Below are 24,432 nucleotides of genomic sequence, written 5' to 3'. Positions count from 1 at the left end.
GGTACAGCGTATCCGCGAGGGATGCGTGTTCCCAATGGCCTTCAATACCTTTGTGTCTCCTGTTTTTACATACGGCGCCGGCGGTTTTATGAAAAACTGCCGGGAGACGGGCATTGCCGCTGTAATTGTGCCTGCCCTGCCGTTTGAGGAGAAAGAGGAGCTCCTGCCTTACTGCTCCGAATTCGGCATTGACTTGATCTCATTGATTGCGCCGACCTCCCGCGACCGCATCCGGATGATTGCCGGGGAGGCCCGGGGATTTGTTTACTGCGTATCCTCAATGGGTGTTACCGGAGTGCGCAAGGAAATCAGCGCCGATGTAGGCGAAATGATTAAACTGGTTAAAGAGGTCAGGGATATTCCCTGCGCTGTCGGCTTTGGCATTTCCACGCCCGAACAGGCGGCGAAGATGGCCGGGTTGTCTGACGGCGTGATTGTGGGGAGCGCGATAGTAAAAATTGTGGAGCAGTATGGCGAGGGCTGCGTCCCCCATGTGGCGGAATATGTGCGGGCGATGAAGAAGGCGGTTTCCTAAAAAGGCGGGTTCCAAAGCTCCAGACTAATCAGTATGATGGCTTTTTTTTGACTGTCTCACTCCTTACTTATAACAGGAGCTCAAAATATATCTCAATTTGCTTGGTCACCCCGCAAATGTTTACGTATCTCATTAACAGATTCAGGTTGCGGTTATGGTTTTTAATAATACTCTCCGAGGAAAATAATGGTGCGTATTAGTCAGGAGGTTTTTAATATGAGGAAAACTCCGGGATATGCAGCAGTCTTATTGTTAGTGCTGGTTATTCTGATGGGAATGGATCTGCCTTGTTCAGCAGCAAGTCAGACAGTAGACGTGGCAGCCGACGGGTACAATATTACTATTTCTGTTAATGGAAATCCCGTTAAATTTGACCAGCCTCCGTACATAAACAATGGCCGTACAATGGTTCCGGTGAGGTTTGTGTCTGAAGCTTTAGGAGCTTATGTAACTTGGGATAGTATAACCGGGACCGTTAAAATCACCGATGATAAAATTATCGAACTAAAGATAGGTTCTAACGAGGCTATAAAAGATAGTTATTCAATTACCCTGGATGCGCCTGCAGAAATTACCGGCGGTCGTACAATGGTACCTTTACGATTTGTGAGCGAAGCTTTGGGCGCTCAGGTATCGTGGAACCAGGGTAATCGAACTATTACACCCAATACTGCTGTTGAAAAGAAACTGTTAAGTGATAATTTCGAAAATGGCAGCTCAAAGTGGACCCTTGAGGAAGGGTGGAGAATTGATACGGTTGACGGTAATAATGTTTTAAAAGGAAATGGGCATAGTTGGGTAAGGCTTAAAGGCAACGATTGGGATAATTATAGTTGCGAAGCAAAGTTTAATATTATTAGCGGTTATATGTATTTTAGCTACAGGTTGAGTGATTCAACAGATGGATTAAACAGATACTGTATCGGGGTGGGTAATAACGAAATCTACTTAAACCGACAACGGGGGAATCAGTTTAGTGAGCTTGCCAATGCACCGCTAAAATTAGACAACGGCTGGCATAAAATCGATATAAAAGGCTATGAAGGATACATTGATATTTATATTGATGATGTACTTCGTATAGCCTATAAAGACGAAAACTATATTAACAGCGGAAGTATAGGATTTGAAACCCTGGATAGTTCAAGCTGTTTGGTAGATGATGTAGAAATCGCCGCAACTAATAGTTCAAATTTGACTGATGGAAAAACTTCACCAGTAGAATTAAAACCTGGCGGTAATCCTTCACAAAATGCAGCCGATAAGGTCATAAATAGTGACCTAACAACGAGCGGAGGACAATCTGCAGCAGACGAGGTTATTTCTCAAGACCAAACGTGGAGCGGTGAGGTTCATGTAAATAATACTGTACAAGTTCTCAAAGGGGTAACTCTAACGATTAAGCCGGGAACAATCATTAAATTCAGGCATTATCGCGGGTACAAAGAGCCTGAAAAACGTTGCGGTTTGATAATAAACGGAACATTGAAAGCCATCGGTACGCCAGACCGGCAGATTGTTTTTACTTCAGATGCTTCCGATCCTATTAATGGCGATTGGCATATGCTGAGGCTTGAAAATGGCGGCAGTGAAAGTATTATTAAATATGCTGTGGTCGAGTTTGCGCAGCAAGGTATAAATCTGTGGAATTGCAGCCCGACTATCTCCCACACGGTAGTAAGGTGGAACAATTGGGAAGGAATTTATTTAGAGTCATATTGCAAAGCGCTTATTGAAAACAATCTTATCTACGAAAACGGATACAACGGTATCGCCATGGAACAGTTTAATGACGCAACAATCAGATATAACACCATTATGCGGTCAGGCACGCATGGCATACATGTCGATGCATCCACAGCTAATGTGGACCATAATCTATTAAAAGAGAACAAAGCCAGTGGCCTTTCTGTAGATGATAACGGTACATTAAATGCCTCAAATAACACAATTGAAAATAACGATGGGCCAGATATAGCAGTAGGTGAGGGTCATAATAAAGTTTTCGCCAAGGGTAATCTATTCAGGAATAATGGTGGAGGAATCAACCCTTCACCAAAGAGCGAAATAGAGAATATACCCGGGGGTGGGGCAGGAAGCTTAGTATATGGCTATAAGGTACCTGCTGGTTATGAGTTGGGCTATATCCCGGGGGATTCATTGAAGGACCGTTATATGTATGTTTACCCTGATGACGAAACCAGGCAAATAGTTAATAAAATTGGGGAAGGGCTGGGATTGACCTGGAGTCTTGCTTGGGACGGCCAAAACATCTGGACTGCAGCTTTGTGGGGGGATGTTTACAAGCTGGACCCTAATACAGGAGAAATAAAGACACACTGGATATATCCTGGGCCACAAGCATGGGGAATGACTTTCGATGGTGAAAACCTTTGGATAAATGATTTTGCGGAGAAAAAAGTTTATCAAATGACCCTGGACGGAAAAGTGCTGTCTTCCTTTACCATTCCGGATCCAACCGGTGGAGCAAAGGGAATTACATGGGATGGAAATTATCTATATATTTTAGGGTGGACTTCTTCTAAGATTTATCAGGTTGATAAACAGGGCCAGTTGATAGGGACTATTCAAATTCAAGAAGGTATTGCTGTAGGCGGGCTGACTTGGGATGGAAACTATTTCTGGGCTCCAGGGGGAAAAGGAATAGTCAAAATCGACAGGCAGGGAAAAATAGTTGGCGCAATCTATTCTGCCAGTGAGGGGACCTGGGACCTTGCTTGGGATGGCAGTTACCTGTGGGCCTGCCAGAGAACCAATGAAAACTGGCATGATGCTAAAATATTTAAATTAAAAATATTGAGTGATAAGCCCTAACTAATCCTATTTGATTCGATCTTCGAAGTGGATTTCCGGTTGAGCAAGTTAAATATTCCGGTCAAGTAAGATGAGTTATCCCAATCGGTCTCTTCGGCAGTACACAGGCAATTATTGACAGGATTTTCGGAAATATATATAATTATGAAAATAATTGAATATTTAGTAAAGGCATAACAAAAGGAAATATGAATGCGTGACTGTACCATTCAAAATCCGCAGGCCAAGAAGATAGCTCTAGCCTCCCTGCTCCTGCTGTCTGTTCTCATGGCCCTGGTGGTGAATCTGTATTTTGGCGTCGACGTGGTTTACACACATGTTTTCTATATACCGATCATCTGCGCCGGTATATGGTATCATCGCCGCGCTTTGTGGGTAGCCGCAGGTCTGGGTCTGCTGCACATTATTTGTGACAGCCTGAGCGCTCACCATCTGACCGGCGCTTCATGGATGAGCGCCCTGGTCTTTATCGGCGTCGCTCTGGCGGTGGCGCTGATCAGCGAAAAGCGCGACGCGCTTTACAATGAACTGCACAAGATCAATCAGGCCATGCTGGATATGGTCATAGAAGTCGATCCGGACGGCATCATCCATTACGTGAGTCCGTCCAGCATGAACGTGCTTGGTTACACACCGGAAGAACTGCTGCAGCGCTCCATTTTCGACCAGGTTCATCCGGAAGATCTGCCTTCAGTCAAGGCGCAGTATGATGCCGCCCTGTCGGGGCGCCAATCCTTGAGCCTTACCTGCCGGTACCGCCGGAAAGACGGCATTTATAGCCAAATTGAAGCCGCGGCCAATCCCCTGAGTGATGTTTCCGGAGGTCTGGAGAGTTGCATCATTAGATTCCGGGATATAGCCAAGCGCAAGCAGGCGGAAGACGAAGTCATCAGGACTAAACAGCTGCTGGCCGATGTCATTGATTTCTTGCCGGATGCCACCTATGTAGTTGATCAGGATAAACGGGTCATCATTTGGAATCGGGCCATGGAAGATATGAGCGGTGTTCCCAAAGAAGAGATTTTGGGGCAGGGTGATTATGCCTATACCATTCCCTTTTGGGGTGATCGCCGTACCAATATGCTTGATCTTATAGATGTCGGCGACGAAGAAATTGATAGAAATTATAAGGACATTCACCGGCAGGGTAATCATATGTCCGCTGAAGCTTTTTGTCCGGCGCTCTACAATGGCAAGGGAGCTCATTTATTGGGTGTCACTGCTCCTTTGCACGATGAGACCGGAAAACGAATCGGGATTATTCAGACGATACGTGACATTTCTGTACTCAAGGAGAGTATCGAGAGTTTTGAAGCGCTTTTCATGAAATCCCCGGATGCCTATATGATCATGGAAATTGACAGAGGAGTGATCAGTGATTGCAACGAGGCAACAGGAATCATGCTCCGGGGCAGTCGGGAACAAATTATCGGTAAAACGCCGGACGAAGTTTCTCCCGGCTATCAGCCTGATGGCCGTCTGTCGTCGAAAGCGGCAGCTGAGAAAATAGCCGAAAGCTTAAGGGATGGCGGAAACCGTTTCGAGTGGGTGCACCAGCGGCTGACGGGAGAAGATTTCTGGACAGAAGTATGCATATCGACAATAACTCTGCACGGCCGGTCAGTCCTGCTGGTAGCCTGGCGGGATATCACCGGACGGAAACGATTGGAAGAAGAGCAAAACCGGCTGATGAAAGAATTACAGCGTTCTAACGCCGAGCTGGAACAGTTTGCTTTTGTGGCGTCGCACGATCTGCGGGCTCCGCTGCGGGCCATCGAAAGCCTGTCGTTATGGCTGGAAGAGGATCTGGCGGGCATTTTGCCTGCAGAGAGCGCCGAGCATCTGTGGCTGCTCCGGGAGCGAACCAAGCGCATGGAAGCACTGCTGGATTCTCTCTTGGAGTACTCCCGCATAGGCCGGAAAAAGGCGGAAGTGGTCCTGGTCGACACTGCAGCGTTGGTTAAAAATATAATCGACAGCCTCGACATAAGCGGGCGCTTTGCCGTAACGATGACCGATCTTCCCTGTTTTTCAACTGCGCGCGGGCCATTAAACCAGGTCTTGAGCAATCTCATCGGCAATGTGGCCAAACACCACGACCTGGCGAAAGGCTGCATCACGGTCGCTGCGGTCCAGAGCGACAACCTTATCGAGTTCTCGGTCATCGACGACGGCCCCGGGATACCGGAGCAATATCGTGAAAAGGTTTTCGGGATGTTCCAGACACTGAAACCCCGCGATGAAGTGGAAGGCAGCGGCATGGGTCTGGCCCTGGTCAGGAAAATCGTCGAATATAATGGCGGTTCGGTAACCATCCATGCGGCGGAGCCCAGGGGCGCCGAAGTGCGGTTTTCCTGGCCGCTGGAGATTAAGGGAGGATAATACTAGTGGAGAGTATCAGGATACTGATGGCAGAAGATGATGATGTCGATGCAATGGCGATCCAACGGGGCTTCCGCGAGGCCAAGATCCTCAACGAATTTGTGCGCGCCAAAGACGGAATCGAAGCCCTGGAAATCATGCGTGGCCAAAACGGCCATAAGACCATTGCGCCCCCGTATGTGGTCCTGCTGGACTTAAATATGCCCCGGATGGACGGCTTCGCTTTTCTCGACGAGTTGCGTCAGGATGAAAAGTTGCAGCAAATGGTGGTATTCGTTTTGACCACGTCCAAAGACGACGAGGACCGTATGCGGGCATACTCGAAATGTATAGCGGGTTATATTGTAAAAAGCGAAGCCGGCAAGGGCTTTGCAAATCTGATTGCCATGCTGGATTATTACTGGCGCATAGTTATATTACCATAATGCGGGGGAGGGGGCATCATTGAATGACGTCCCGATCAGAATCCTGGTTATCGACGACGATGAAGTCGACCGGCGGCGAATCCGGCGCTTTATCAACGAGAAGTCGGGATATCAGCAGATAATATTAGAGGAGAGGACGGATGCCAAGTCCGGCCTGGAGGCCCTCAAATCGCAGGTGTATGATTGTGTTCTGCTCGATTTCAATCTGCCCGACGCAGACGGCTTGAGCATCATCCGGACACTGAATACCGGCGATGGCGCCATTCCGCTGATTATTATGCAGACAGTTCTGGACGATGATGAAATCGGACTGCAAACCGTCGCTGCCGGAGCGCAAGATTATCTGATCAAAGGCAGTTTCGACAGTTCCTTATTGATGCGCTCGATCCGGTACGCGTGTGAACGCCATAAATTGGTGCAGGAGAAAGCGATTTTACTCAGCGAGTACGAAAAACTGGCAATAATCGATGGGTTGACCGGCGCTTACAACCGCATGCACTTCGAAAATGAATTAAATCATCGCGTCAGTGAAGGGCAAAGAAATAACTACCCATTTTCGCTGATGTTGTTGGACGTTGACCATTTCAAAACGATAAATGATATCTATGGCCATCAGGGCGGCGATACCGTCCTCAAAGCGGTTGCCTCTGCGCTCAAGTCCAGGCTGCGCACCTCCGATATTCTTGCGCGATATGGCGGAGACGAGTTCGTCATTATTCTGCCTGGAGCTGAATTGCCGACAGCCATCCACCTGGCCAACCAACTGCTGAAGGTTATAGCAGATGTATCTGTGCCATCCATTGAACCGACCAAGTTCGAAATCACCATTAGTATTGGTGTTGCTCAATTCCCTGCCGACGGAGACGCTAACAAGTCGCTGGTAGCCTGTGTCGATCGAAGGCTCTATGCTGCCAAAACAGATGGCCGTAACAGACTGGTTTATACGGAATGACACAGGGGGACGGTTCTCTTGTGCGAAGTTAAAATGCATTGAGAAGGTGCGTGAAGGAATACCCAGGAAGCCAAGAGAGAAAAGTAAAACAGGAATCAGCCATAAGGTTTAAGTCTGCGGCAAATTTGCAGGTTAACCGACTTACCATTCCACATTGTCCGAAAGGCGTAGACATTGACACAGAAGAACCGTCCCCCTGTGCGCCCCTGTGTGCGCCCCTGGATGAGAAGAGTCAAGTTGAGTTTAGCTCTAGCGGAGCTTGTTCGTTATGCGTATTGACCAGGGCCGGCTAAGACTCTGGTTTTTTTGTTTTTAAAAAAACAAATTAAGGAGTGGGAGAAAATGATCCAAAACGTTTTAGGTAAATTAACCGCCAAAGTAGATTTAACGGCTGATGAAGCCTACAGTTTGATTCTTGCCATAAAAAATGACGAGTTAAGCGATGTGCAGATCGCAGGTTTTCAAGTGGCCCTGCTGATGAAGGGGCCGACTCTTACAGAAATAACCGCCATTGCCCGGGCCATGCGTGATAACTGCATAAGTGTTTCCCCGAAGGTTAGTGATGAGCTCATGGATACCTGCGGCACAGGCGGAGGATTAAGCACCTTTAACATCTCCACTGCTGTAGCCCTGGTTGCCGCCGCTGCCGGTATTCCGGTGGCCAAACACGGCAGCCGCTCGATATCCAGTCTTTCCGGCAGCGCTGATGTTTTGGAAGCGCTCGGCGTGGAAATAAACCTCACTCCCGAAGGAATTGAGAAGCTGATCGAAGAAATTGGCATTGCCTTTATTTATGCTCCCCTGTTCCATCCGGTAATGCATAAGGTGCTGCCGCCGGAACAGGCTCTTGGCATTAAGACCATTTTTTACACTATTATCGGCCCGCTGATCAATCCGGCCAAAGCTTCGCGGCATATCCTGGGCGTCTACAAACCCGAGCTGCTGGACGATGTCTCACAGGTTGCCCTGTCTTTAGGTTACAAGCGTGCGCTGTTTGTCCATGGCCTGGACGGCTTTGATGAAATTTCCCTGCTGGGCGCAACCAGGATTAATGAAATACAGGACGGTTCAATCAAAACCTATGAAATATCTCCCGAAGATTTTGGTTTTACCCGCTGTTCTCTTGAAGATATCGCAACCGGAACTCCCGATGTTAACGCCGCAGTAATCCGGGATGTTTTTTCAGGCAAAAATAAGGGACCCCGCCGCCAGGCGATAGTTATAAATGCGGCCGGAGCTTTGATGATCGGGGACAAGGCAAATTCCTTCAAAGAAGGAATAGCGCTGGCGGAGGAAATCATTGTCGGCGGATCAGCCCAGGAAAAACTGAATCAGCTGATTACAGCTTCTCAAGATCTTAAATCGGCAGGCTAAGATGGACAGGGCAAAAAGATTTTCCGCGGCGCTGTGGCGTCAATATCATTCCGGTAAGGTACCTGTTATTCCGGACATAAAATCCAGGTCGCCGCAGGAAGGCGGCCTGCTGCTGGAACGTGACCCTGCCGCATTTGCCCGGGCGCTGGCGGCGGCAGGCGCGCCGGCTGTTTCGGTGGTGACCGAACCCGAATATTTCGGAGGCTCGACGGAACTATTGAAGCGTATAACGCAGGCTGTTTCGCTGCCTGTCTTGCGTAAAGATTTTATTAACAGGCGCGCCCAGCTGGAAGAGAGCGTGGAACTGGGCACCGCTGCAGTACTGCTGATCGCCAGTATGCTGGAAAAGGATCAGCTGGCTGAGCTTGTTGAAGATGCTTTGACGCTGGGCCTGGAGCCGCTGGTGGAAACCCATACTCAAGCGGAGATAATTAACGCCAACCAGCTCAGTTTGACTATGCTGGGCATTAACAACCGTAATATTGTAGAATTAGAATTGGACGGAGGAAACGTAGGCAATACTGAAAAGCTGACCGGCCTGGTCAGACCGGATGTTTTAATTATCAGTGAAAGTTCTATCTCTTCCTCTGAAGATGTACAGCGGGCCCTGAGGGCGGGCGCCCATGCGGTGCTGGTGGGGACCGCCATCCTGCGGGCTGAAGACCCTCCGGAAATGTTCCGCTGTCTTAGTGAAACAAGGATGGAAAATCTATGACGCGAGTTAAGATTTGCGGTTTGATGAATGAAGAAGACGTTAACCTTTGTGTAAAAGCCGGAGTGCATACCGTAGGGTTTGTGGTAGATTACCCCGTGCCGGTGCCGTGGAACATGACAAGGGCCGAAGCCCGAAGGCTGGTTGAAAAAGTACCTCCCTATGTCAGCTCCTGTGTGGTAACAGGAGGAACGGTGGAGAATATCCTGGCTGTGGCTGAAGCCGTCCGCCCTGATCTGATTCAGCTTCATTATCAGGAAACACTGCCGGAAATAAAAGAGCTGGCTCACCGGCTGGGCCGGCAGGGTATAAAAACTATTAAGGCTTTGCGTATAGACAGCCGCGGCAAGTGTGCTTTTGAGTTTACCGATCCTGTTGTTGCGGCACGGGCTATTGCCGGGACTGAAATTTCTGCTTTGCTGGTAGATTCCTATACCGATTTTCGACCCGGGGGCACGGGAGTTACCGTTGACCTGTCAGCATTTAGGGCTGTCCGGCAGGAGGCTGCTTTGCCGGTGATCCTGGCTGGAGGGCTGAACCCGGCGAACGTCCAGCAAATTATTCAGGAGGCTGACCCATATGCTGTAGATATCCTGACTGGTGTAGAGGACGAGTTTGGAAACAGGGATCCGGATAAGGTGTACCAGTTTATGCGAGTCGTTAGGGAGTCGGAGCTTAACAAACTGACCGCGAAGTTAACGCCATAAGGCGGCGCAAAAGGGACTGTACGGATTTAAATCTTTCCCCCAATACATATTTCTAACCCTTACTATGGTTGTAAGGGTTTTTTCTTTTAAAAGATGGTTTTAGTGCTCCTAATTTGGTAAGCTATCGGAATATTATAATATTATAAAATATTTAAAATTAACTATTGACACGAGTAAAAACATAGGGTATTATTAAATTGACCTCAGAAAGGGGCCACCCGAGTACGAGGGAAGCTCCTTGATAACCAGCGAACTAAGCTAAGGCTTTTAATGACCTGCTGAGCCAAAAGCTTCTACTTGGGGGTCGAGTAGATATCTACCGGTAAGCTTAAAAATCGGAGGAATGGGGAACCATAATCAACCTGAAAGTAAGCAAATGCCCCTTGAGAAGTAGGAGTTTCAAATAAGCAGGGATTGAAGGCCGGCGCGAAAAACTTGTAGTAGACGGAGGAATTAGCTTAACGAAGGTACTATTCGACGGCTATTACAGGAAGTGGCTGGTTAGTCTGAAAAGCGGTGATGGCGCCTGCGGATCAGATGAAGGAGGGGTAAATCTAAAAAGGAGGACGTGCTGAATTGCACAACGCTCCAGGAGAAGGGTAGGCAAAGTCCGCCAGGATAATTAGCCTACCCTTTCTCGTTTGTTTTTACATAGTTATTTGAATGAGTCAAAGTATCTAAATAAGTCAAGTCTTAAATAAGTCAAGCCTGACCCCAATAAGTGGTTGTAAGGTTTTTTCTTGCGTACCCGTTTTTATTGACAGTCCGATCTTGATGGAATATATTTATATTATCCATATTATTTTGGTAAGGGGAGAATCGATAATCTTTAGGGATAAAAAAGGGACAGAAGTTGCACCTTATCGCGGAAAACGGCAGCATTAGACTGATTCCAAACATGCCTATTTCTGAGATGAGGGGTATTTTACGCGGAATGGATACTGTCATAGAGCGGGATGAGGAGGAAAGGTTTTGATTGTAGTGGATTCCTGCGGCTGGATAGAATTTCTGGCTGAAGGTCCGCTTAAGCAAAATGCCCCATAAGGGGTTTTTTTATTTATAGGCCGTCAGACCCAATGGCAAAAAGAAAACAAACTATCTTCCGCAACACTTCTTGTATTTCTTTCCGCTGCCGCATGGGCACGGATCGTTTCTGCCGATTTTTTCATTTTGTATAGGTTGAGAAGAAGGAAAGGGAATCAGATTGGATTTGCCTACAGGGCGAAGCTCATTTGGGGTATGGCCATAATTGCTCCTTAGACGGGTGTTGTTATGTACATCTGCAATAAGCTGCATTATTTTGTTTACCTGTTCCATGCCATCAAACACAATCCCGGTTGCATCCAGTAAATCAAAGTATTCCTGCGTTCTAACTTCGGCGGCGCACAGATCATGAATTTCATCAAGTGTGTCCAGTACCATATCCGGATCATCAATAAGACCGGTAAGGTATTGTTTCAGCGCCATGAGCTGGGGTGTTTCTTCGTAATAATCCCAGTCGGAGTATTTAAGAAACTCTTCTTGTGGCGGCGCATATCTGGGTTTGCCTTTTCTCGCTGCTAAAAGAGCAGGTACCCCATCAAAGTCATCTTCCTCAAAATCAACGTCGACAATATATTCATCCCAAAAACAATAACTGGCATCCATATAAATATAAGTGAGAAGCACAGAAAACATCTCATCGACGCTGGTTTGCCGTTTGTTTTGGCTGTTAAACAGTGCGATAAAATCGTCCTGGCTGATAACGCCGTACAGCGAAACTGCAGCAATGGCGTAATTGTTTAGCAAGTCGCGAAAATGTTTTTCCTCGTAAAAACCCATTACCGCCAGTTTTTTAATTGAGGATTTGATCTCTTTTGGCGCTACAAAATACAACTCATCGTCATAATAGAAACTTTGGAGCAGTCCCAGGTTTTGGGGCAGCATGTAGCAGTCAACAAGTACTTTATCGTCATGTAAATGCTTCATTGATGCTACATTTTTTAAAAAGGCAAATTCAGTTTCATCCAGGACGAAGAGAAGATCTTTGAGGACTTCCGTGTTCTGAAATGATTTAGAAATAGCAGCAATTAGTTCGAATTTCGGAAGTTTGCCGTAATATTTGATATGCAGTGACCTGCTGACCTTACGAAGCTCGCTGACGCTTTTAATCGCCAATATTTCTGAAAGCGAGTAAACTGGAGCAGTATGTGCGGCGTTCTTAATAATATCCTCTTTCACCATACCAAGAATCAGTTTTTTAAGTTCATCGTCACTCATTTTATTCATTATTGTCTCCGTGTCTGAATTTACTCCTGTTCGAGAAATTAGCCTATACATCATTGCGTTAAGTGTGATGCAGTTACTCTCCGGGGGCATCCGATGATGAACAATTAAATTGTATCAAATTTATGTGTTTTTTCATAACCATTTCAAGAAGAATCTCATTCTTTGAGTCTCAACAATATGACATGGGACCAGCACATGAAAAAATTGGCTGCAGCTGAGGCGCAGCTAGCGGAAGGAAAGGTGATGCAAGACGCGATTGGCGTTATATTCTGTGCGGTTAAAAAACACAGGAACTGAGCAAGGCTCTGCCTGCCATAATAGATACACCCTCACATACCCCGCACTTCATTTCCCTGCCTACCGGTGAACTGTCCTGTTGTCCTAACTAAGGGAGACCGGCCTCTGTCGAAAAACTGGAAAAGCCAGTGACAATACGGCAGCAGCGGAAGCAGAAAGAAAATGGTATGCCAATACTGAAGCAATCGCTGTTTTCTTGGGAGAGTTTAATCCTTGCTGGTCTCAGGAACTTTGGAAAAACATACAAACCGCATAGCTTTCTATTCGACAGACGTGAAAGCGGTTCGGTTAACCACAGATAATTGATGGGAGTGACCTGATCTGATTGTTATAAATGCATTATCGGAATATTAAAACATTATAAAATATTATAAATTAACTATTGACAAGGGTAAAAACATAGGGTATTATTAAATTGACCTCAGAAAGGGACTACCCGAGTATGAGGGGCGCTCCTTGATAACCAGCGAACTAAGCAAAAGGTTTTTAATAACCTGCTGAGCCAAAATCTTCTACTTGGGGAGTTGAGTAGATATCTACCGGTAAGCCGAAAGCCGGAGGCATGGGAAACCATAACCGGCATGAAAGTAAGCAAATGCCCCTTAAGAAGTAGGAGTTTCAAATAAGCAGGGATTAAGAGCCGGCGCGAAAAACTTGTAGTAGATGGAGGGATTAGCTCAACAAATTTACTTTTCGACAGCTACTACTAAGGAGTGGCTGGTTAGTCTGAAAAGCGGTGAAGACGCCTGCGGATCAGATAGAAGAGGGGCAAACCTAGAAAGGAGGATGCTGGAAAATTGCACAAGGCTTCAGGAGAAGGGTAGGCGAAAATCCGCCAGGATGATTAGCCTACCCTTTCTCATTTGTTTTTTGCATAGTTTATTTGAATAAGTTAAAGTATCTAAATAAGTCAAGCCTGACCCCATTTTCCTTAAACTGACACATGTGACACATGACACATGGGGACGGTACTCTTGTGTCAAGGGTAATTAGCCTACCTTGACACAAGAGTACCGTCCCCGCGCGCGTGTACGCGTGCGATTAGGTGATTATTAATTGCGTCAGTTTTTGGATCATTCTGTTATGGTGCAGGCAGCCATATCCGAAAAACTTTATTCCCTGAGCTGCCAGGGCTTGTTCAATAATAGCTTCGGAATAATATTTTTCTGTTTCCAGCTCTATCTCTGACCAGGCCGCGTCAGCAGCCGTCAGGATATCTGATGAGATTCCGCAAATATGTATTATACCGCTGTCGGGTATACGGGAAATTTCGTGATAAAACGGCAGTACAAGTTCTTTCGCAATTTGCTGTCCATTTTTTCTGCCCAGCATTGCCAGCCCGGTTAGGGGATCACTGTAGGAAATCACTTTAGCTCCGGCGCTCAACGCCAAAGTAATATATTCGATCAGGCATTTTTCATACCCCGCAATAAACTCCAGCAATGCTTCTTGTCTTTTCCGCCAGGCGGAAAAGACTTTTTCAATCGGCAACAGCATTTCCAGTAAGGAGAACAATCCGGTTATATTTAAGCACGGAGTATATCCTGCTTTGTCTATTAAACTTACAGCCTTTATAATTTCAGGCAGTCTGCCCCTGGTAAAATCCATTGGTGGCAGTTCCGGTAATTCCTCCACGGAATTAAGGCGCCTTCCTTTAGCCCTTAAGCCGAAGATGTCATTATGACCGGTAATTTCTGCGCCGTAAGCTTCCGCTTCAACAACATAATCAAAGGGCAGCATAGCCATAGAGCTGTCGAGGGTTTTTGCTGATTCGATAGAAACTTCGGCCATAGGAGCCGCATCGGTATAACAAGCCGGGAACAAATGCTTATGCTCGCGGCAAAAATCGGCGGTCAAAACGTTTTTGTGCTGATTGCACTTAAAAGGCTCTCGAATTTCAGACATGGTCTGGCTCCGCCTTACTTCTATGGCATTAGAACTGTATGCGTTTGCATCAATCAGATTATCGTATGATTGAGATAGGTATGATTGGCCAATAATGATTTCACTTGTTCATGCTTCCGTTGTAACTTAATTTTCTATTTCTGTGTCTGGTTTCTGGGGAGCATTATTTTTCTTGTTTACCTTTCCGATAAACTTAGCCGCATCAATGATGAATCTTTCATGAGTACCTTCAGAAATTAAGTCTATCCCATCATGGCCTTCTACATGAAAGAATAATCTTTTACCTTCGATCTTTTCTAACCGTATTTTGACTGTAACAGTCAAACCTGGTGGTGTAGCGGCAACGTGGCTTAATTTTAAATCGGTTCCAACGGTTTGTTCGTTGGGCCAATCCAAATGAGGTTTGAGAGCTTTAATACATGCCCATTCAAATAAGCCCACCATGTATCCCGTTGCCAACACTTTAGGCATTACTTGTAATTCTTCCGATTCAGGGTAAAGGTAAGGAACAGTTTTGTTTTCTGGAACAGTAAACTTAAACTCATAATACAAACCGGCTTGTAAAGTGCTTTTCACTTGAAACACCTCCTTGATGCAAATAATTATATTGTGATATTCCTTAATAAACAATCCATTATATCGTTTGGCGAAAAGGCTGCCGTCGGCAGGCACAGTGCATAAAAAGCGGCGCAAAAGAGTAAATCAAAAACAACGAGTGTTGTGACGAGGGGACGGGGTTATTGACACCTGGTTGACACCTCATGAAAATTGTGTCAACAACCCCGTCCCCTCGTCACTAACTGCGCTTATTTGAACTGTGGAAAATTAATTATTTCCAGCCATCGTATTGTGCAACATTTTCTGCGGTAATTAAGCCGATGGGCGTCCAGAAGATATCTTTATTGATCTCCTGACCCTGTATTGCTTTAAGGGACAAAATCAAGCCCGCTTTTCCAAAAAGATATGGACTCATGGCGACGCTGCCGTCTAATTCACCGGCCATAATTGATTTGCGCGCATTGTCAATGAAGTCAATACCGCATACCACTACCTGATCTTTTTTGTTGGCGGCTTTTAACGCTTCAACAACCCCCAGGGCCATATCGTCATTGGCGCACATAATACCTTTCAGATCCGGATTGGCCTTCAGTATGTTGGTGGCGGCGTCATAAGCTTTTTGGGCGTCCCAGTCAGCCGCTTCCACAGCAACCACTTCACCGCCGTTATTTTTAAAACCTTCAATGGCGCCTTGTTTTCTTTGTTCACTGTTATCGGAGCCGGCCTGTCCTTCGATTACAGCAACTTTAGCGGGACCGCCGATTTTTTTCATAATAAACTCGGCGCCCATCTTCCCCTGCTCTTTAAAGTCGGATGTAACAAATGCTTCAACGACCGCTCCGGCGTCTTTCGCAGCTTTGGCGTCAATGTTGGTGCCTACCGCGATTACTTTAAGCCCTTTTTTGGTTGCTTTTGCCACGCTGGGAACAAGGTTAAAAGGAGTCATGGAGGAAATGGCAAAAGCGTCATAGTCTTTAGTCAGTAAGGTATTAAACGCCTCAGCCTGTCCGTTCTCATCCGCTTCGTTCGGCGCGGCGACAACATCAACCTGCACTCCATATTCTTTGGCGGCGTCTTTATAGCCTTCTTCAACTGTTACCCAGAAGGGATTGGTCATGCTAAAAGCGACTGCGCCGATTTTTTCCCCTTTGCCCATATCAGGAAGGGGCGCCAATGCTTCCAGCATTTTTGACTCTGCGTCTTTTAACAATGCATTTTGAATTGTGGAAACGGGAGCTTTATCTTTTGTGTCGGATTCCTTTTCTTTCGTCCCCGAATTTTTGTTGCTGCCGCATCCGGCCATACATACGGAAATCAGCATCAGCGTTATCAGGATCATTACTGCTGTAAATTTTTTCATCTGCATTCCTCCAAATACATTATTTTTTTATTGAACATACTCAACATACTTTTTTCAAGTATGAACAAATCAAATTATTATGTTCCGCCTGCCATAAATTCATTGATCGTCTTTACATCCGCCTTTATTCTGGGACCTGGCTGGGTGCATTTTATTGCGGCTGTCGCTGAGGCAAAGTCCATGGACTGCTGTCTGGTTTGTCCATTTACATAGTAGCTGTAGATCAAACCCCCCAGAAAACAGTCTCCTGCCCCTGTAGTATCGACAGGAACGATTTTATAGGGCTGCGCGGTTACTTTGCCGTCTTTATCCAGCCATACTGCGCCGCAATCTCCGGCTGTGCAGATCATTCCCTTTTTGACCGGGTATTTTTGGTACAGGATGTTCATGGCTTCTTCATAATCCGGGGTATTGGTCAGGCTTTGATAACTGTCTCTTCCCGATACGAACAACTCCGCCAAGGAAAGCATTTCAAAAAGCTCTTCCGTCTCCACTCCGATTTTATTCATAATGTCCGTTGGGCACTCAAGGCAAAAAACCACCGGGATGTTTCTCTCGGCGCAAAGTTTGGCCATAGCAAGAGCCGGTTTGGCAGGAAACATGTCCGTATAAAACAGGTCGATGCCCTCCAGCATATACGGGGTGATTTCTTCCGCCTGCAGGTTCATTAAACAATCGCCCATATTTGCAAAAATAGTGTGTTCTCCATTATTGGCCGCAATGATATAGGTATGCATCGTTTTCCCGTTGGGGACCGTAATGAGCAGGCTGTCATCAATGCCGTCCTTGATTAAGCCTTCTCTGAAAATCCTGCCGAAGCTGTCGTCGCCGATTTTTGCCACCTGCCTGGCGTTTACCCCCAACCTGGCCAGTGTAACGAGCATATTGGCGCAGCTTCCGCCCGGAAGGATCTGCTCATTTCTAATTATTTCAAATTGATCCGCTTCCGGCAGGCTGTCGCACTGCAATACCACATCCATCGTTGCCGTGCCTAAACCCAGGACAGTTGTTATACTCTATCACCACCTTTTATTTTTTTGGCCTGCCCCATATCCGGGCGGCATTGACCATCGCCTCCACATTTTCTACGGGGGTTTGTACCGGCAGGGTGCAGCCGCTGCTTAAAGTGTATCCCCTGGGATTATCCACGCACTTTTCGATACATTCTCTGGATTCTCTCATCACATCCTCAACACTGCCCAAAAGCATAGTGTCCACCGGTTTAACATTTCCTTTAAGGGCAGCCGTCTTGCCCAGTATTTCCTTTGCTTCCGCCATATCCATGGCATTGTCCAGACTGATTGATGAAAAACCAAGTTCGGCCATATCCGCCCATAATGGTCTGCTGTTCCCGCAAATATGCAAATTCCCGGCGCTCCCGATATTTTCAATCTGCCAGTCAGCAATCCGTTTCAAATAGGGCTTTACAAAAAACCTGAAATCCTTGGGGCTGATCACCGAACAGGAAGCAAAGGAATCTCCGACGCTGCATCCGACACCGTATTCCCAGCAAGCCGCCATGTAATTAATCAGATTTTGAGTATTAACGTCCATTATTTTGAGGACTGCCTCAGGATTTTTTTTCAAATCTCTTAAAAGACAGTCTGCTCCCCGCATCAGTGATGCGCAGGTCAGGGGGCCGCCCATTCCGCTGCCCACTTTTACTTTGGAACCAACCAGTTCCTGCAGGCGGGCCACAGCCTCTATACACAGCTTCAGCCTGCCGGTTTTTTTGGGATCGACCGGCTCCAATTTTTCGATATGCTCATATGTCTTTAAGCAGTGTTCCGCAATTTGAGGCCTTTCGTGATCGGTATAGGTAAACCTGCATCCCAACGCTTCTGCAAAACCGTGATGATCAGGGCTGACGCTTACGCTGTCATAGCCAAAATATTCAAAGGCCTTGGCCTGCGCTTCGGCCGCCAGTTTGGGGTTGAACAAATATTCCTTTAAACTTATACCTGTTGACCAGATAACATGTTCCGCCACCATCGGGCTGCATGGTATCCTGTCATAGGGTCTGCCGGCTTTAATCGCAGCGGAACGTTCGATGGGGGTCATCCCGTCTTTAGGTATCACGAGGTTTTTCATTGCCTGCCTCCGGTTGTTATTTCCCTTTCTCCAATATTTTTATTGCCAAAACAATATTTTGTAATAACGCTTCAAACTGCAGCCTGCTGCTGTTGCTTTTTGAAAAACGGGCCAATTCCCGGCTGACCGCCGGATGGAATTCGCCGCCTACGTTTTCCGCTGATTTGCCAGCCTCAATACTGTCTTTGAGCCAATTGCTGTTTTTTAGCCTTAACCCGGTTTCCAGATCATTAAATAATAAAAAACAGTTATCTTCCCTTAATTTTGAGATGCTTTCTCCCGTATACAGCCGGTCTAACGGATACCGGTCTTTTTGAAACAAGAAACCGTCATAATAAGGTTTGCTAAAACCTGCGATGAGAATATTTCTTTTGTGCAAATAAGCCAGACTGTTTTGCGCTTCAATCATGTCCTTGAAGCCGGAAGCGATGAGTACGGCCTGTCCTTTACAGATTTCAGGAAGATCACTGGATACTTTCCCGCTAAAAGCCCCTCCCATACCGGCAGTGACAACAAGTTCGGACTGACATTCATTTGCCAAAGCCAGTACTGCGCCGGCTGTACAAAATCCGCTGCCCGGTGTGCGGTTTGGTTCTGTAATTATACGGCTGTCAATTCTCGGGAGATTTTTTTGGCTACGGTATTCCAATAATGATTCCAGACAATCGACCATCATATTGCCCTGCCACAGCCAAACAAAACCCGCGCTGCCGGACACTCTGGCGGAATAATCCTTCCAGATCTGCAGTAAGTCTTCCCCGGTCAGATCTGCAATCCCCTGACCAATTAAGGCAGTCTCAATTAAAATGTGGTATTTTTTCATCATAAAATCCCGTTAATAAAATTCGTTGATAAAATCTCGTCCTGCGGTTATTCCTGCCTGCTGCGCAGCTGGGAAATTACGATTGCGGCAAGAATGATGACGCCGGTAAATAACTGCTGGTAGTAAGTAGGGACGGCAAGCATGGTCAGCCCGTTTCTCATTACCCCCAGAGTCAGGCAGGCAATAAAAGTGCCAGCGACAGAAGCTTTGCCCCCGTTCATGCTGGTACCGCCTAAAACAACCGCCGCAATAGCATCCATTTCATAAGTTGCACCGGCCAAAGGCGCAGCCGCGTTAAGCCTTGCTGTCATAATCAGTCCTGCCGCTGCCGCGCACAGGGCGGAAAAGCAATATATACTGGTCCTGTAAAAATTAACGTTAACTCCCGTAATCCTCAGCGCTTCCCCATTGCCGCCTAAAGCAAGGCTGTATTTCCCCCAAAGGGTATAGGTCATGAGGAAAAGACCCAAAGCTGCGAAAATAATTGATAAGAGAATAGGCGGGTTAATTGGGCCGATTGAGCCAGTGCCCCAGAATTTAAAATTTGCGGAAAAACCATAAATGGAAACACCGCCGGTCAGAATGAGAGCCAATCCACGCGCAATGGACATGGAAGCCAGGGTTGTAATGAACGGGTTTACCTTTATATAAGAAACTACGAGGCCGTTCATCAGGCCGAAACAAAATGCAGCCAAACAACCCATGACTATAGCGGGAAAGACATCCGTACCAGCCTTCATTGCCACCGCCATGACTACACCGCTTAAAGCAGCCACATTGCCGGCCGACAAATCAATTCCGCCGCCGGCTATGACGAAGGTCATTCCTACAGCCAACAAAATATGAACGGAACTCTGGTCCAAAATATTTCTGAAGTTCTCCCAGGACAGAAAATATTCGGAAGATAGACTTAAGAAACAGATTAAAGTTAATAACACTCCTGTGAGCAGGAGCTGCGGGAAAATTTTTTGCAGCCTGACGCTTAGATCCATTGTTATATACACCTGTAATTATTTGTCTCTTCCAGGTCTATTGCTCCGGTAATCATGGCGACCACATCCTGGGGGCTGACTTGATCGGCCTTTAGATAATCCACTACTTCACCCTGGCGTATAATGCAGATGCGATCAGCTATTTTAAAGACCTGCTCCATATTATGGCTGATCACTATCACACCAAATTTTTGTCCGGCAAGACTTTTAATCAGTTTTAAGACTGCAACTGTTTCTTTTAAGCCCATTGCCGCAGTCGGTTCATCAAAGATCAGCAGTCTGCCGCCTTGATGGACAGCCCGCGCTACTGCCACACTTTGTCTTTGCCCACCGCTTAAATAACATACCGGAGTGTGCAGGGAAGGTATTTGAATCCCAAGCTGCTCCATCAGGCGCCTGGTTTCCTGGCGCATTTTTTTCTCGTCCAGGCAGAATAAATATTTTAGGTATTCCCTGCCTAAAAAAATGTTATCGGGAGTATTGAGGGTATTAACCAGCGCCAAATCCTGATAAACAGTGGAAATACCGGCGGCAAGCGCCGTTTTGGGGTTTAATTTATTGTATTTTTTGCCGGCGATAATGATTTCACCGCTGTCGGGAGTAATTGCTCCGGATAGGATTTTAATAATTGTACTTTTGCCTGCGCCGTTATCCCCGACAATGGCTAGTACTTCGCCAGAGTATGCTTTTAAGTCTACGCCCTTAAGCGCCTCGACGCTGCCGAATTTCTTTCTGATCCCTCTAATCTCCAAAAATGGCTGAACTGATATATCCGACATAATTCCAACCTTATTTAAGTTTAATCTACGAGTGTGCCGGGGATTTTTGATTTCTTCACGATGATATCACGCTGCTCTTTTTAAATTCTTATTCACAACTTGAAATTCGACATTTATCGCTATTATCCTGCAGAAGCAGCTGTAAAGCAGTTGTGGGTAATCTCAATTAATGTAATATGCGGTCTGAATGATAATGAAATAGGCATACTTACGGTCATATTGATAATTTATATCGCTGAAGGACGTTTAATAAAATATTCTTATAATACATTTATCTTAAAAGTTTTCTAAAAAAAGGACTTTGAGATCCGGATAAGACCTTCTAAAATAATGTATTCGGCATATTATACGTGATATGGATCATCTGGCTCAATTTGCCGGACTGGATGACAAACTTACGGATAGATTAAACTAATTTATAACTAAAAGGATGTATGATATATATTACTTATAATACGCGGATATTTTTTATACTATGGAAAAATATGAACTAATTGAAGACAATTATCTGATAAAAATATTGATTGTATAAAGATTGTAGGGATAAGGATGTAACTCAAGAGACAGGAAAGATGAAGCCTGGAAAATTAATTAAAAGACTTTTTTTGAAGAGTCATTGTGTGAAGTGATTATGGCAACTCCAGAGTGCAGTCGAATCCGAAAGTGAGTGCTGTCACGCCGGATTTTTAGTGCTATGGATTGGTACCCCGGTTTGGATATATGCTTCCATTTTCCGGATTTTCTTTCCAATTATTATAAAATTCAAGATATAATGTATATAGATAATCTTGGATGACAAAGAGGGGCGGTCTGTGTCCATGTCAATATTAGCCACTAAACTTTATATTCCTCCGCCCCGGTCCAAATTAGTCCGCCGTACTCGCCTGATCGAGAGGTTGAACGAGGGTAAACACCGCAAACTGACCCTTATCTCTGGCCCCGCCGGCTTTGGTAAAACCATGCTGGTCAGCGAATGGATTGCTGGCTGCAAGCGACCAGCCGCCTGGTTTTCGATGGACGAAGGAGATAACGATCCCATACGCTTTCTGACTTACTTCGTTTCTGCTTTGCAAACGATTTCAGCGGGTGTTGGAGGAGGGGTGTTGGGGGTTCTACAATCCACTCAGCCACCGCCAACTGAATCGATTCTGACGGTACTGCTCAATGAAATTACAGCCATTCCGGGCGATTTTACACTCGTACTTGACGATTACCACGCTATTGATGCCAAACCGGTTGATGAAGTCCTCACCTTTCTGTTAGATCACCTGCCGCCGCAGATGCACCTGGTCATCGCCACCCGTGAGGATCCATATATACCCTTGGCGCGGTTACGTGCCCAGGGCCAGTTGGCCGAGCTTCGTGCGGCCGACTTGTGTTTTACCCCAACAGAAACTGCCGGATTCCTTAACAACGTGATGGGCCTGGACCTCTCCGCAGAAGACATAGCCGCATTGGATACCCGCACTGAAGGATGGATTGCCGGCCTTCAGCTTGCCGCGATCTCCATGCAGGGACATAAGGACATTAGCAACTTTATAAAATCTTTCAACGGCAGCCACTATTTCGTGATGGACTATCTGGTTGAAGAAGTTCTGCAGCAGCAGCCCGAAAGAGTCCAGACTTTTTTGCTGCGTACGTCGATCCTTGACCGCCTGTGCGGTCCTCTTTGTGACGCCGTTTTGCCCGACCCATCTGCAGGCGGGCAAGAAACACTGGAATATCTCCAGCATGCTAACCTGTTCATCGTTCCTCTGGATGATGAACGGCGCTGGTACCGCTATCATCATCTCTTTGCTGATTTGCTGCGGCAGCGGCTTAGCCGGAGCGCCGCAGCTCCTGCAAAAGATGAAGGGAAGGGCGCGGCCGAATACCATGCTCGCGCCAGCCAGTGGTATGAAGACAATGGTCTGGAGCTTGAAGCTTTTAAACATGCTGTTGCCGCCAATGATGTTGACCGCACCGCACGCCTGGTTGAAGGGAAGGGGATGCCCCTGCACTTTCGCGGAGCGTTAGCCCCTGTATTGAACTGGCTGCAGTCCCTGCCAAAGACAGTACTGGATGCCAGGCCATCGCTGTGGGTGATGTACGCCTCGGCGTTATCGATGACCGGCCAAACAGCCGCCGTCGAACAGAAGCTGCTGGCTGCTGAAGCCGCCCTTCAAGAGGTTGAGCCGGATGACAGGACCCGAAACCTTGTAGGACATATTGCCGCCATCAGGGCTTTGCTGGCCGCCACTCAGAACCAGGTGGAGGCCATCATTACCCAGTCGCGCCGTGCCTTGGAGTATCTGCACCCCGGCAACCTGGCAGTCCGTACTGCAACTATCTGGAAGCTGGGGATTGCTTATCAGCTCCAGGGAGATCGTGCCGCGGCGGCACGGGCCTATTCTGAAGCCATATCTGTCAGTCAATCGTCCGGGAATACAATCATCAACACAGTAGCCACAATCGGCCTGGGCAACGTACAGGAGACAGAAAACCAGCTTTATCCGGCGGCTGAGAACTACAAGCGCGTTCTGAAGCTGATGGGTGATATGCCGTCGCCGTTTGCCTGCGAAGCGCATCTTGGCCTGACCCGTATATTCTACCAATGGAATGATTTTGATGCCGCCGAGCAGCATGGACAGCAGAGTGTCCAAATTGCGCGGCAGATTGAGAACACTGAAAGATTCATTGCCGGTGAGCTTGAGACCGTTACTACTATTGCAATTGTAATCGGTTGGCTATTCCTAACAATATTAAGTCAGCAATATATTGCAGGAGCTCCGGATGCTTCCTATTTTCAAACTTTGGGCACTTTAACGCTAAAAGAAAATGTTTCGATTGGATATATATTGCAAATTGTTTTCCCTCTGGGTGCTCTGATGTTCTACTGTGTATTGTATCAAGCCAAGCTCATTCCCCGATGGATATCCGGTTGGGGTCTCATTGCAGCTATATTGGTGTTAGCCTTGGCCTTTTTAGATTTGTTTGGTATCGTTACATCTCATGACGTTTTAGACCTTCCGATATTCCTGCAAGAAATGGTTATGGCGGTATGGCTGATCGTTAAAGGATTTAATCCATCTGGAATCGAGTCTAAAATTTGTCAGTAGAAGAAAAAGGACGGAAGGTATGGACGCAAATAACATTCCGGCGGAAAATTCGTTATAAAGGTCAAATAAGAAGGAGTATTTATACAAAGCCATACTTACAAAAAAAATACGGAGATCCTGACTGCGGTATTTGATTAGGGGACAAAAACACAGGGGGACGGTTCTTAAAGGGTTCAATTGGAAGCTTTGCGAAGAAAAAGGGCTCAAATATCAGGCAACTCCTGGTTTTGAGCCTTAATCATCAATAACGCGCTATAGCTGTATCGCAAAATTTTCAATTGCCCCAGAAGAATGAAGTCGCTTTGCTCCCAGCTATGGGGATTCAGATCGGAAGAGCAC

Annotated in this window: 19 protein-coding genes; 10 read left to right on the top strand and 9 right to left on the bottom strand. The window is 46.5% G+C overall.

What is annotated here, in order from left to right; translation table 11 throughout:
* From trpA to DEH07_00770, 8 genes are all read left to right on the top strand, one after another.
* Positions 1 to 535: tryptophan synthase subunit alpha (trpA, locus tag DEH07_00805; GenBank protein ID HBY03098.1), on the top strand; the 535-nt coding region annotated here is incomplete at its 5' end.
* 186 nt (positions 536 to 721) lie between these two features.
* A complete protein-coding gene (locus tag DEH07_00800; protein ID HBY03097.1) occupies positions 722 to 3,370 on the top strand; it encodes a hypothetical protein in 2,649 nt (882 codons plus the stop codon).
* A gap of 192 nt (positions 3,371 to 3,562) precedes the next feature.
* The gene (locus tag DEH07_00795; GenBank protein HBY03096.1) at positions 3,563 to 5,752 is read left to right on the top strand and encodes a hypothetical protein; all 2,190 of its coding nucleotides are present in this window, start codon (positions 3,563 to 3,565) and stop codon (positions 5,750 to 5,752) included.
* 26 nt (positions 5,753 to 5,778) lie between these two features.
* Positions 5,779 to 6,177 carry a two-component system response regulator gene (locus DEH07_00790; protein HBY03095.1) on the top strand — a complete coding sequence of 133 codons (399 nt, stop codon included), beginning with the start codon at positions 5,779 to 5,781 and terminating at the stop codon, positions 6,175 to 6,177.
* Positions 6,178 to 6,196: 19 nt separating this feature from the next.
* Entirely contained in the window at positions 6,197 to 7,129 is a 933-nt protein-coding gene (locus tag DEH07_00785) for a hypothetical protein (protein HBY03094.1), read from the top strand.
* A gap of 342 nt (positions 7,130 to 7,471) precedes the next feature.
* Positions 7,472 to 8,503: an anthranilate phosphoribosyltransferase gene (trpD, locus tag DEH07_00780; protein HBY03093.1), complete on the top strand. Its 1,032-nt coding sequence runs from the start codon at positions 7,472 to 7,474 to the stop codon at positions 8,501 to 8,503.
* 1 nt (position 8,504) lies between these two features.
* Complete coding sequence (locus DEH07_00775; GenBank protein ID HBY03092.1) at positions 8,505 to 9,218, top strand: indole-3-glycerol-phosphate synthase TrpC; 714 nt, start codon at positions 8,505 to 8,507, stop codon at positions 9,216 to 9,218.
* Positions 9,215 to 9,922, top strand: coding sequence for an N-(5'-phosphoribosyl)anthranilate isomerase (locus DEH07_00770; GenBank protein HBY03091.1), 708 nt, complete (start codon positions 9,215 to 9,217; stop codon positions 9,920 to 9,922). The genes DEH07_00775 and DEH07_00770 overlap by 4 nt, the downstream gene beginning before the upstream one ends.
* A gap of 1,095 nt (positions 9,923 to 11,017) precedes the next feature.
* On the opposite strand, the gene DEH07_00765 is transcribed toward DEH07_00770, so the two are convergent.
* Positions 11,018 to 11,599, bottom strand: a complete 582-nt coding sequence (locus DEH07_00765) for a nucleic acid-binding protein (protein ID HBY03090.1) — start codon at positions 11,597 to 11,599, stop codon at positions 11,018 to 11,020.
* A 1,551-nt stretch (positions 11,600 to 13,150) separates the two neighbouring features.
* On the opposite strand from DEH07_00765, the gene DEH07_00760 reads away from it, so the two are divergent.
* A complete protein-coding gene (locus tag DEH07_00760; GenBank protein ID HBY03089.1) occupies positions 13,151 to 13,378 on the top strand; it encodes a hypothetical protein in 228 nt (75 codons plus the stop codon).
* Positions 13,379 to 13,528: 150 nt separating this feature from the next.
* On the opposite strand, the gene DEH07_00755 is transcribed toward DEH07_00760, so the two are convergent.
* The 8 genes from DEH07_00755 to DEH07_00720 all read right to left on the bottom strand — a co-directional run bounded on the left by DEH07_00755 (position 13,529) and on the right by DEH07_00720 (position 20,995).
* Complete coding sequence (locus tag DEH07_00755; GenBank protein ID HBY03088.1) at positions 13,529 to 14,392, bottom strand: hypothetical protein; 864 nt, start codon at positions 14,390 to 14,392, stop codon at positions 13,529 to 13,531.
* 126 nt (positions 14,393 to 14,518) lie between these two features.
* Positions 14,519 to 14,968 (bottom strand): thioesterase, encoded by a 450-nt coding sequence (locus DEH07_00750; protein HBY03087.1) that lies wholly within the window; start codon positions 14,966 to 14,968, stop codon positions 14,519 to 14,521.
* A 253-nt stretch (positions 14,969 to 15,221) separates the two neighbouring features.
* Positions 15,222 to 16,316 (bottom strand): hypothetical protein, encoded by a 1,095-nt coding sequence (locus DEH07_00745; GenBank protein HBY03086.1) that lies wholly within the window; start codon positions 16,314 to 16,316, stop codon positions 15,222 to 15,224.
* A gap of 71 nt (positions 16,317 to 16,387) precedes the next feature.
* The gene (locus tag DEH07_00740) at positions 16,388 to 17,290 is read right to left on the bottom strand and encodes a carbohydrate kinase family protein (GenBank protein HBY03085.1); all 903 of its coding nucleotides are present in this window, start codon (positions 17,288 to 17,290) and stop codon (positions 16,388 to 16,390) included.
* Positions 17,291 to 17,339: 49 nt separating this feature from the next.
* Positions 17,340 to 18,401: a uroporphyrinogen decarboxylase gene (locus DEH07_00735; protein ID HBY03084.1), complete on the bottom strand. Its 1,062-nt coding sequence runs from the start codon at positions 18,399 to 18,401 to the stop codon at positions 17,340 to 17,342.
* A 16-nt stretch (positions 18,402 to 18,417) separates the two neighbouring features.
* Positions 18,418 to 19,227, bottom strand: a complete 810-nt coding sequence (locus DEH07_00730; GenBank protein ID HBY03083.1) for a hypothetical protein — start codon at positions 19,225 to 19,227, stop codon at positions 18,418 to 18,420.
* A 44-nt stretch (positions 19,228 to 19,271) separates the two neighbouring features.
* Positions 19,272 to 20,216 (bottom strand): ABC transporter permease, encoded by a 945-nt coding sequence (locus DEH07_00725; protein ID HBY03082.1) that lies wholly within the window; start codon positions 20,214 to 20,216, stop codon positions 19,272 to 19,274.
* A gap of 2 nt (positions 20,217 to 20,218) precedes the next feature.
* Entirely contained in the window at positions 20,219 to 20,995 is a 777-nt protein-coding gene (locus DEH07_00720) for a sugar ABC transporter ATP-binding protein (protein ID HBY03081.1), read from the bottom strand.
* 818 nt (positions 20,996 to 21,813) lie between these two features.
* Between DEH07_00720 and DEH07_00715 the strand changes: the two genes are divergently transcribed.
* Positions 21,814 to 24,093, top strand: coding sequence for a LuxR family transcriptional regulator (locus tag DEH07_00715; protein ID HBY03080.1), 2,280 nt, complete (start codon positions 21,814 to 21,816; stop codon positions 24,091 to 24,093).
* Positions 24,094 to 24,432 lie beyond the last annotated feature (339 nt).

Origin of the sequence: Desulfotomaculum sp., from assembly GCA_003513005.1 — a bacterium.
GTDB lineage: Bacteria > Bacillota > Desulfotomaculia > Desulfotomaculales > Nap2-2B > 46-80.
Note: the sequence above shows the minus strand (reverse complement) of the source record. Positions and strands in the feature narration are given on the sequence as shown.

Coding starts and splice junctions, on each gene's coding strand:
- DEH07_00800 (HBY03097.1), top strand. CDS start 722: ATGGTGCGTATTAGTCAGGAGGTTTTTAATATGAGGAAAACTCCGGGA.
- DEH07_00795 (HBY03096.1), top strand. CDS start 3,563: ATGCGTGACTGTACCATTCAAAATCCGCAGGCCAAGAAGATAGCTCTA.
- DEH07_00790 (HBY03095.1), top strand. CDS start 5,779: ATGGCAGAAGATGATGATGTCGATGCAATGGCGATCCAACGGGGCTTC.
- trpD (HBY03093.1), top strand. CDS start 7,472: ATGATCCAAAACGTTTTAGGTAAATTAACCGCCAAAGTAGATTTAACG.
- DEH07_00775 (HBY03092.1), top strand. CDS start 8,505: ATGGACAGGGCAAAAAGATTTTCCGCGGCGCTGTGGCGTCAATATCAT.
- DEH07_00770 (HBY03091.1), top strand. CDS start 9,215: ATGACGCGAGTTAAGATTTGCGGTTTGATGAATGAAGAAGACGTTAAC.
- DEH07_00765 (HBY03090.1), bottom strand. CDS start 11,599: ATGTTTTCTGTGCTTCTCACTTATATTTATATGGATGCCAGTTATTGT.
- DEH07_00760 (HBY03089.1), top strand. CDS start 13,151: ATGGAGGGATTAGCTCAACAAATTTACTTTTCGACAGCTACTACTAAG.
- DEH07_00755 (HBY03088.1), bottom strand. CDS start 14,392: ATGTCTGAAATTCGAGAGCCTTTTAAGTGCAATCAGCACAAAAACGTT.
- DEH07_00745 (HBY03086.1), bottom strand. CDS start 16,316: ATGCAGATGAAAAAATTTACAGCAGTAATGATCCTGATAACGCTGATG.
- DEH07_00740 (HBY03085.1), bottom strand. CDS start 17,290: ATGGATGTGGTATTGCAGTGCGACAGCCTGCCGGAAGCGGATCAATTT.
- DEH07_00735 (HBY03084.1), bottom strand. CDS start 18,401: ATGAAAAACCTCGTGATACCTAAAGACGGGATGACCCCCATCGAACGT.
- DEH07_00730 (HBY03083.1), bottom strand. CDS start 19,227: ATGATGAAAAAATACCACATTTTAATTGAGACTGCCTTAATTGGTCAG.
- DEH07_00725 (HBY03082.1), bottom strand. CDS start 20,216: ATGGATCTAAGCGTCAGGCTGCAAAAAATTTTCCCGCAGCTCCTGCTC.
- DEH07_00720 (HBY03081.1), bottom strand. CDS start 20,995: ATGTCGGATATATCAGTTCAGCCATTTTTGGAGATTAGAGGGATCAGA.
- DEH07_00715 (HBY03080.1), top strand. CDS start 21,814: ATGTCAATATTAGCCACTAAACTTTATATTCCTCCGCCCCGGTCCAAA.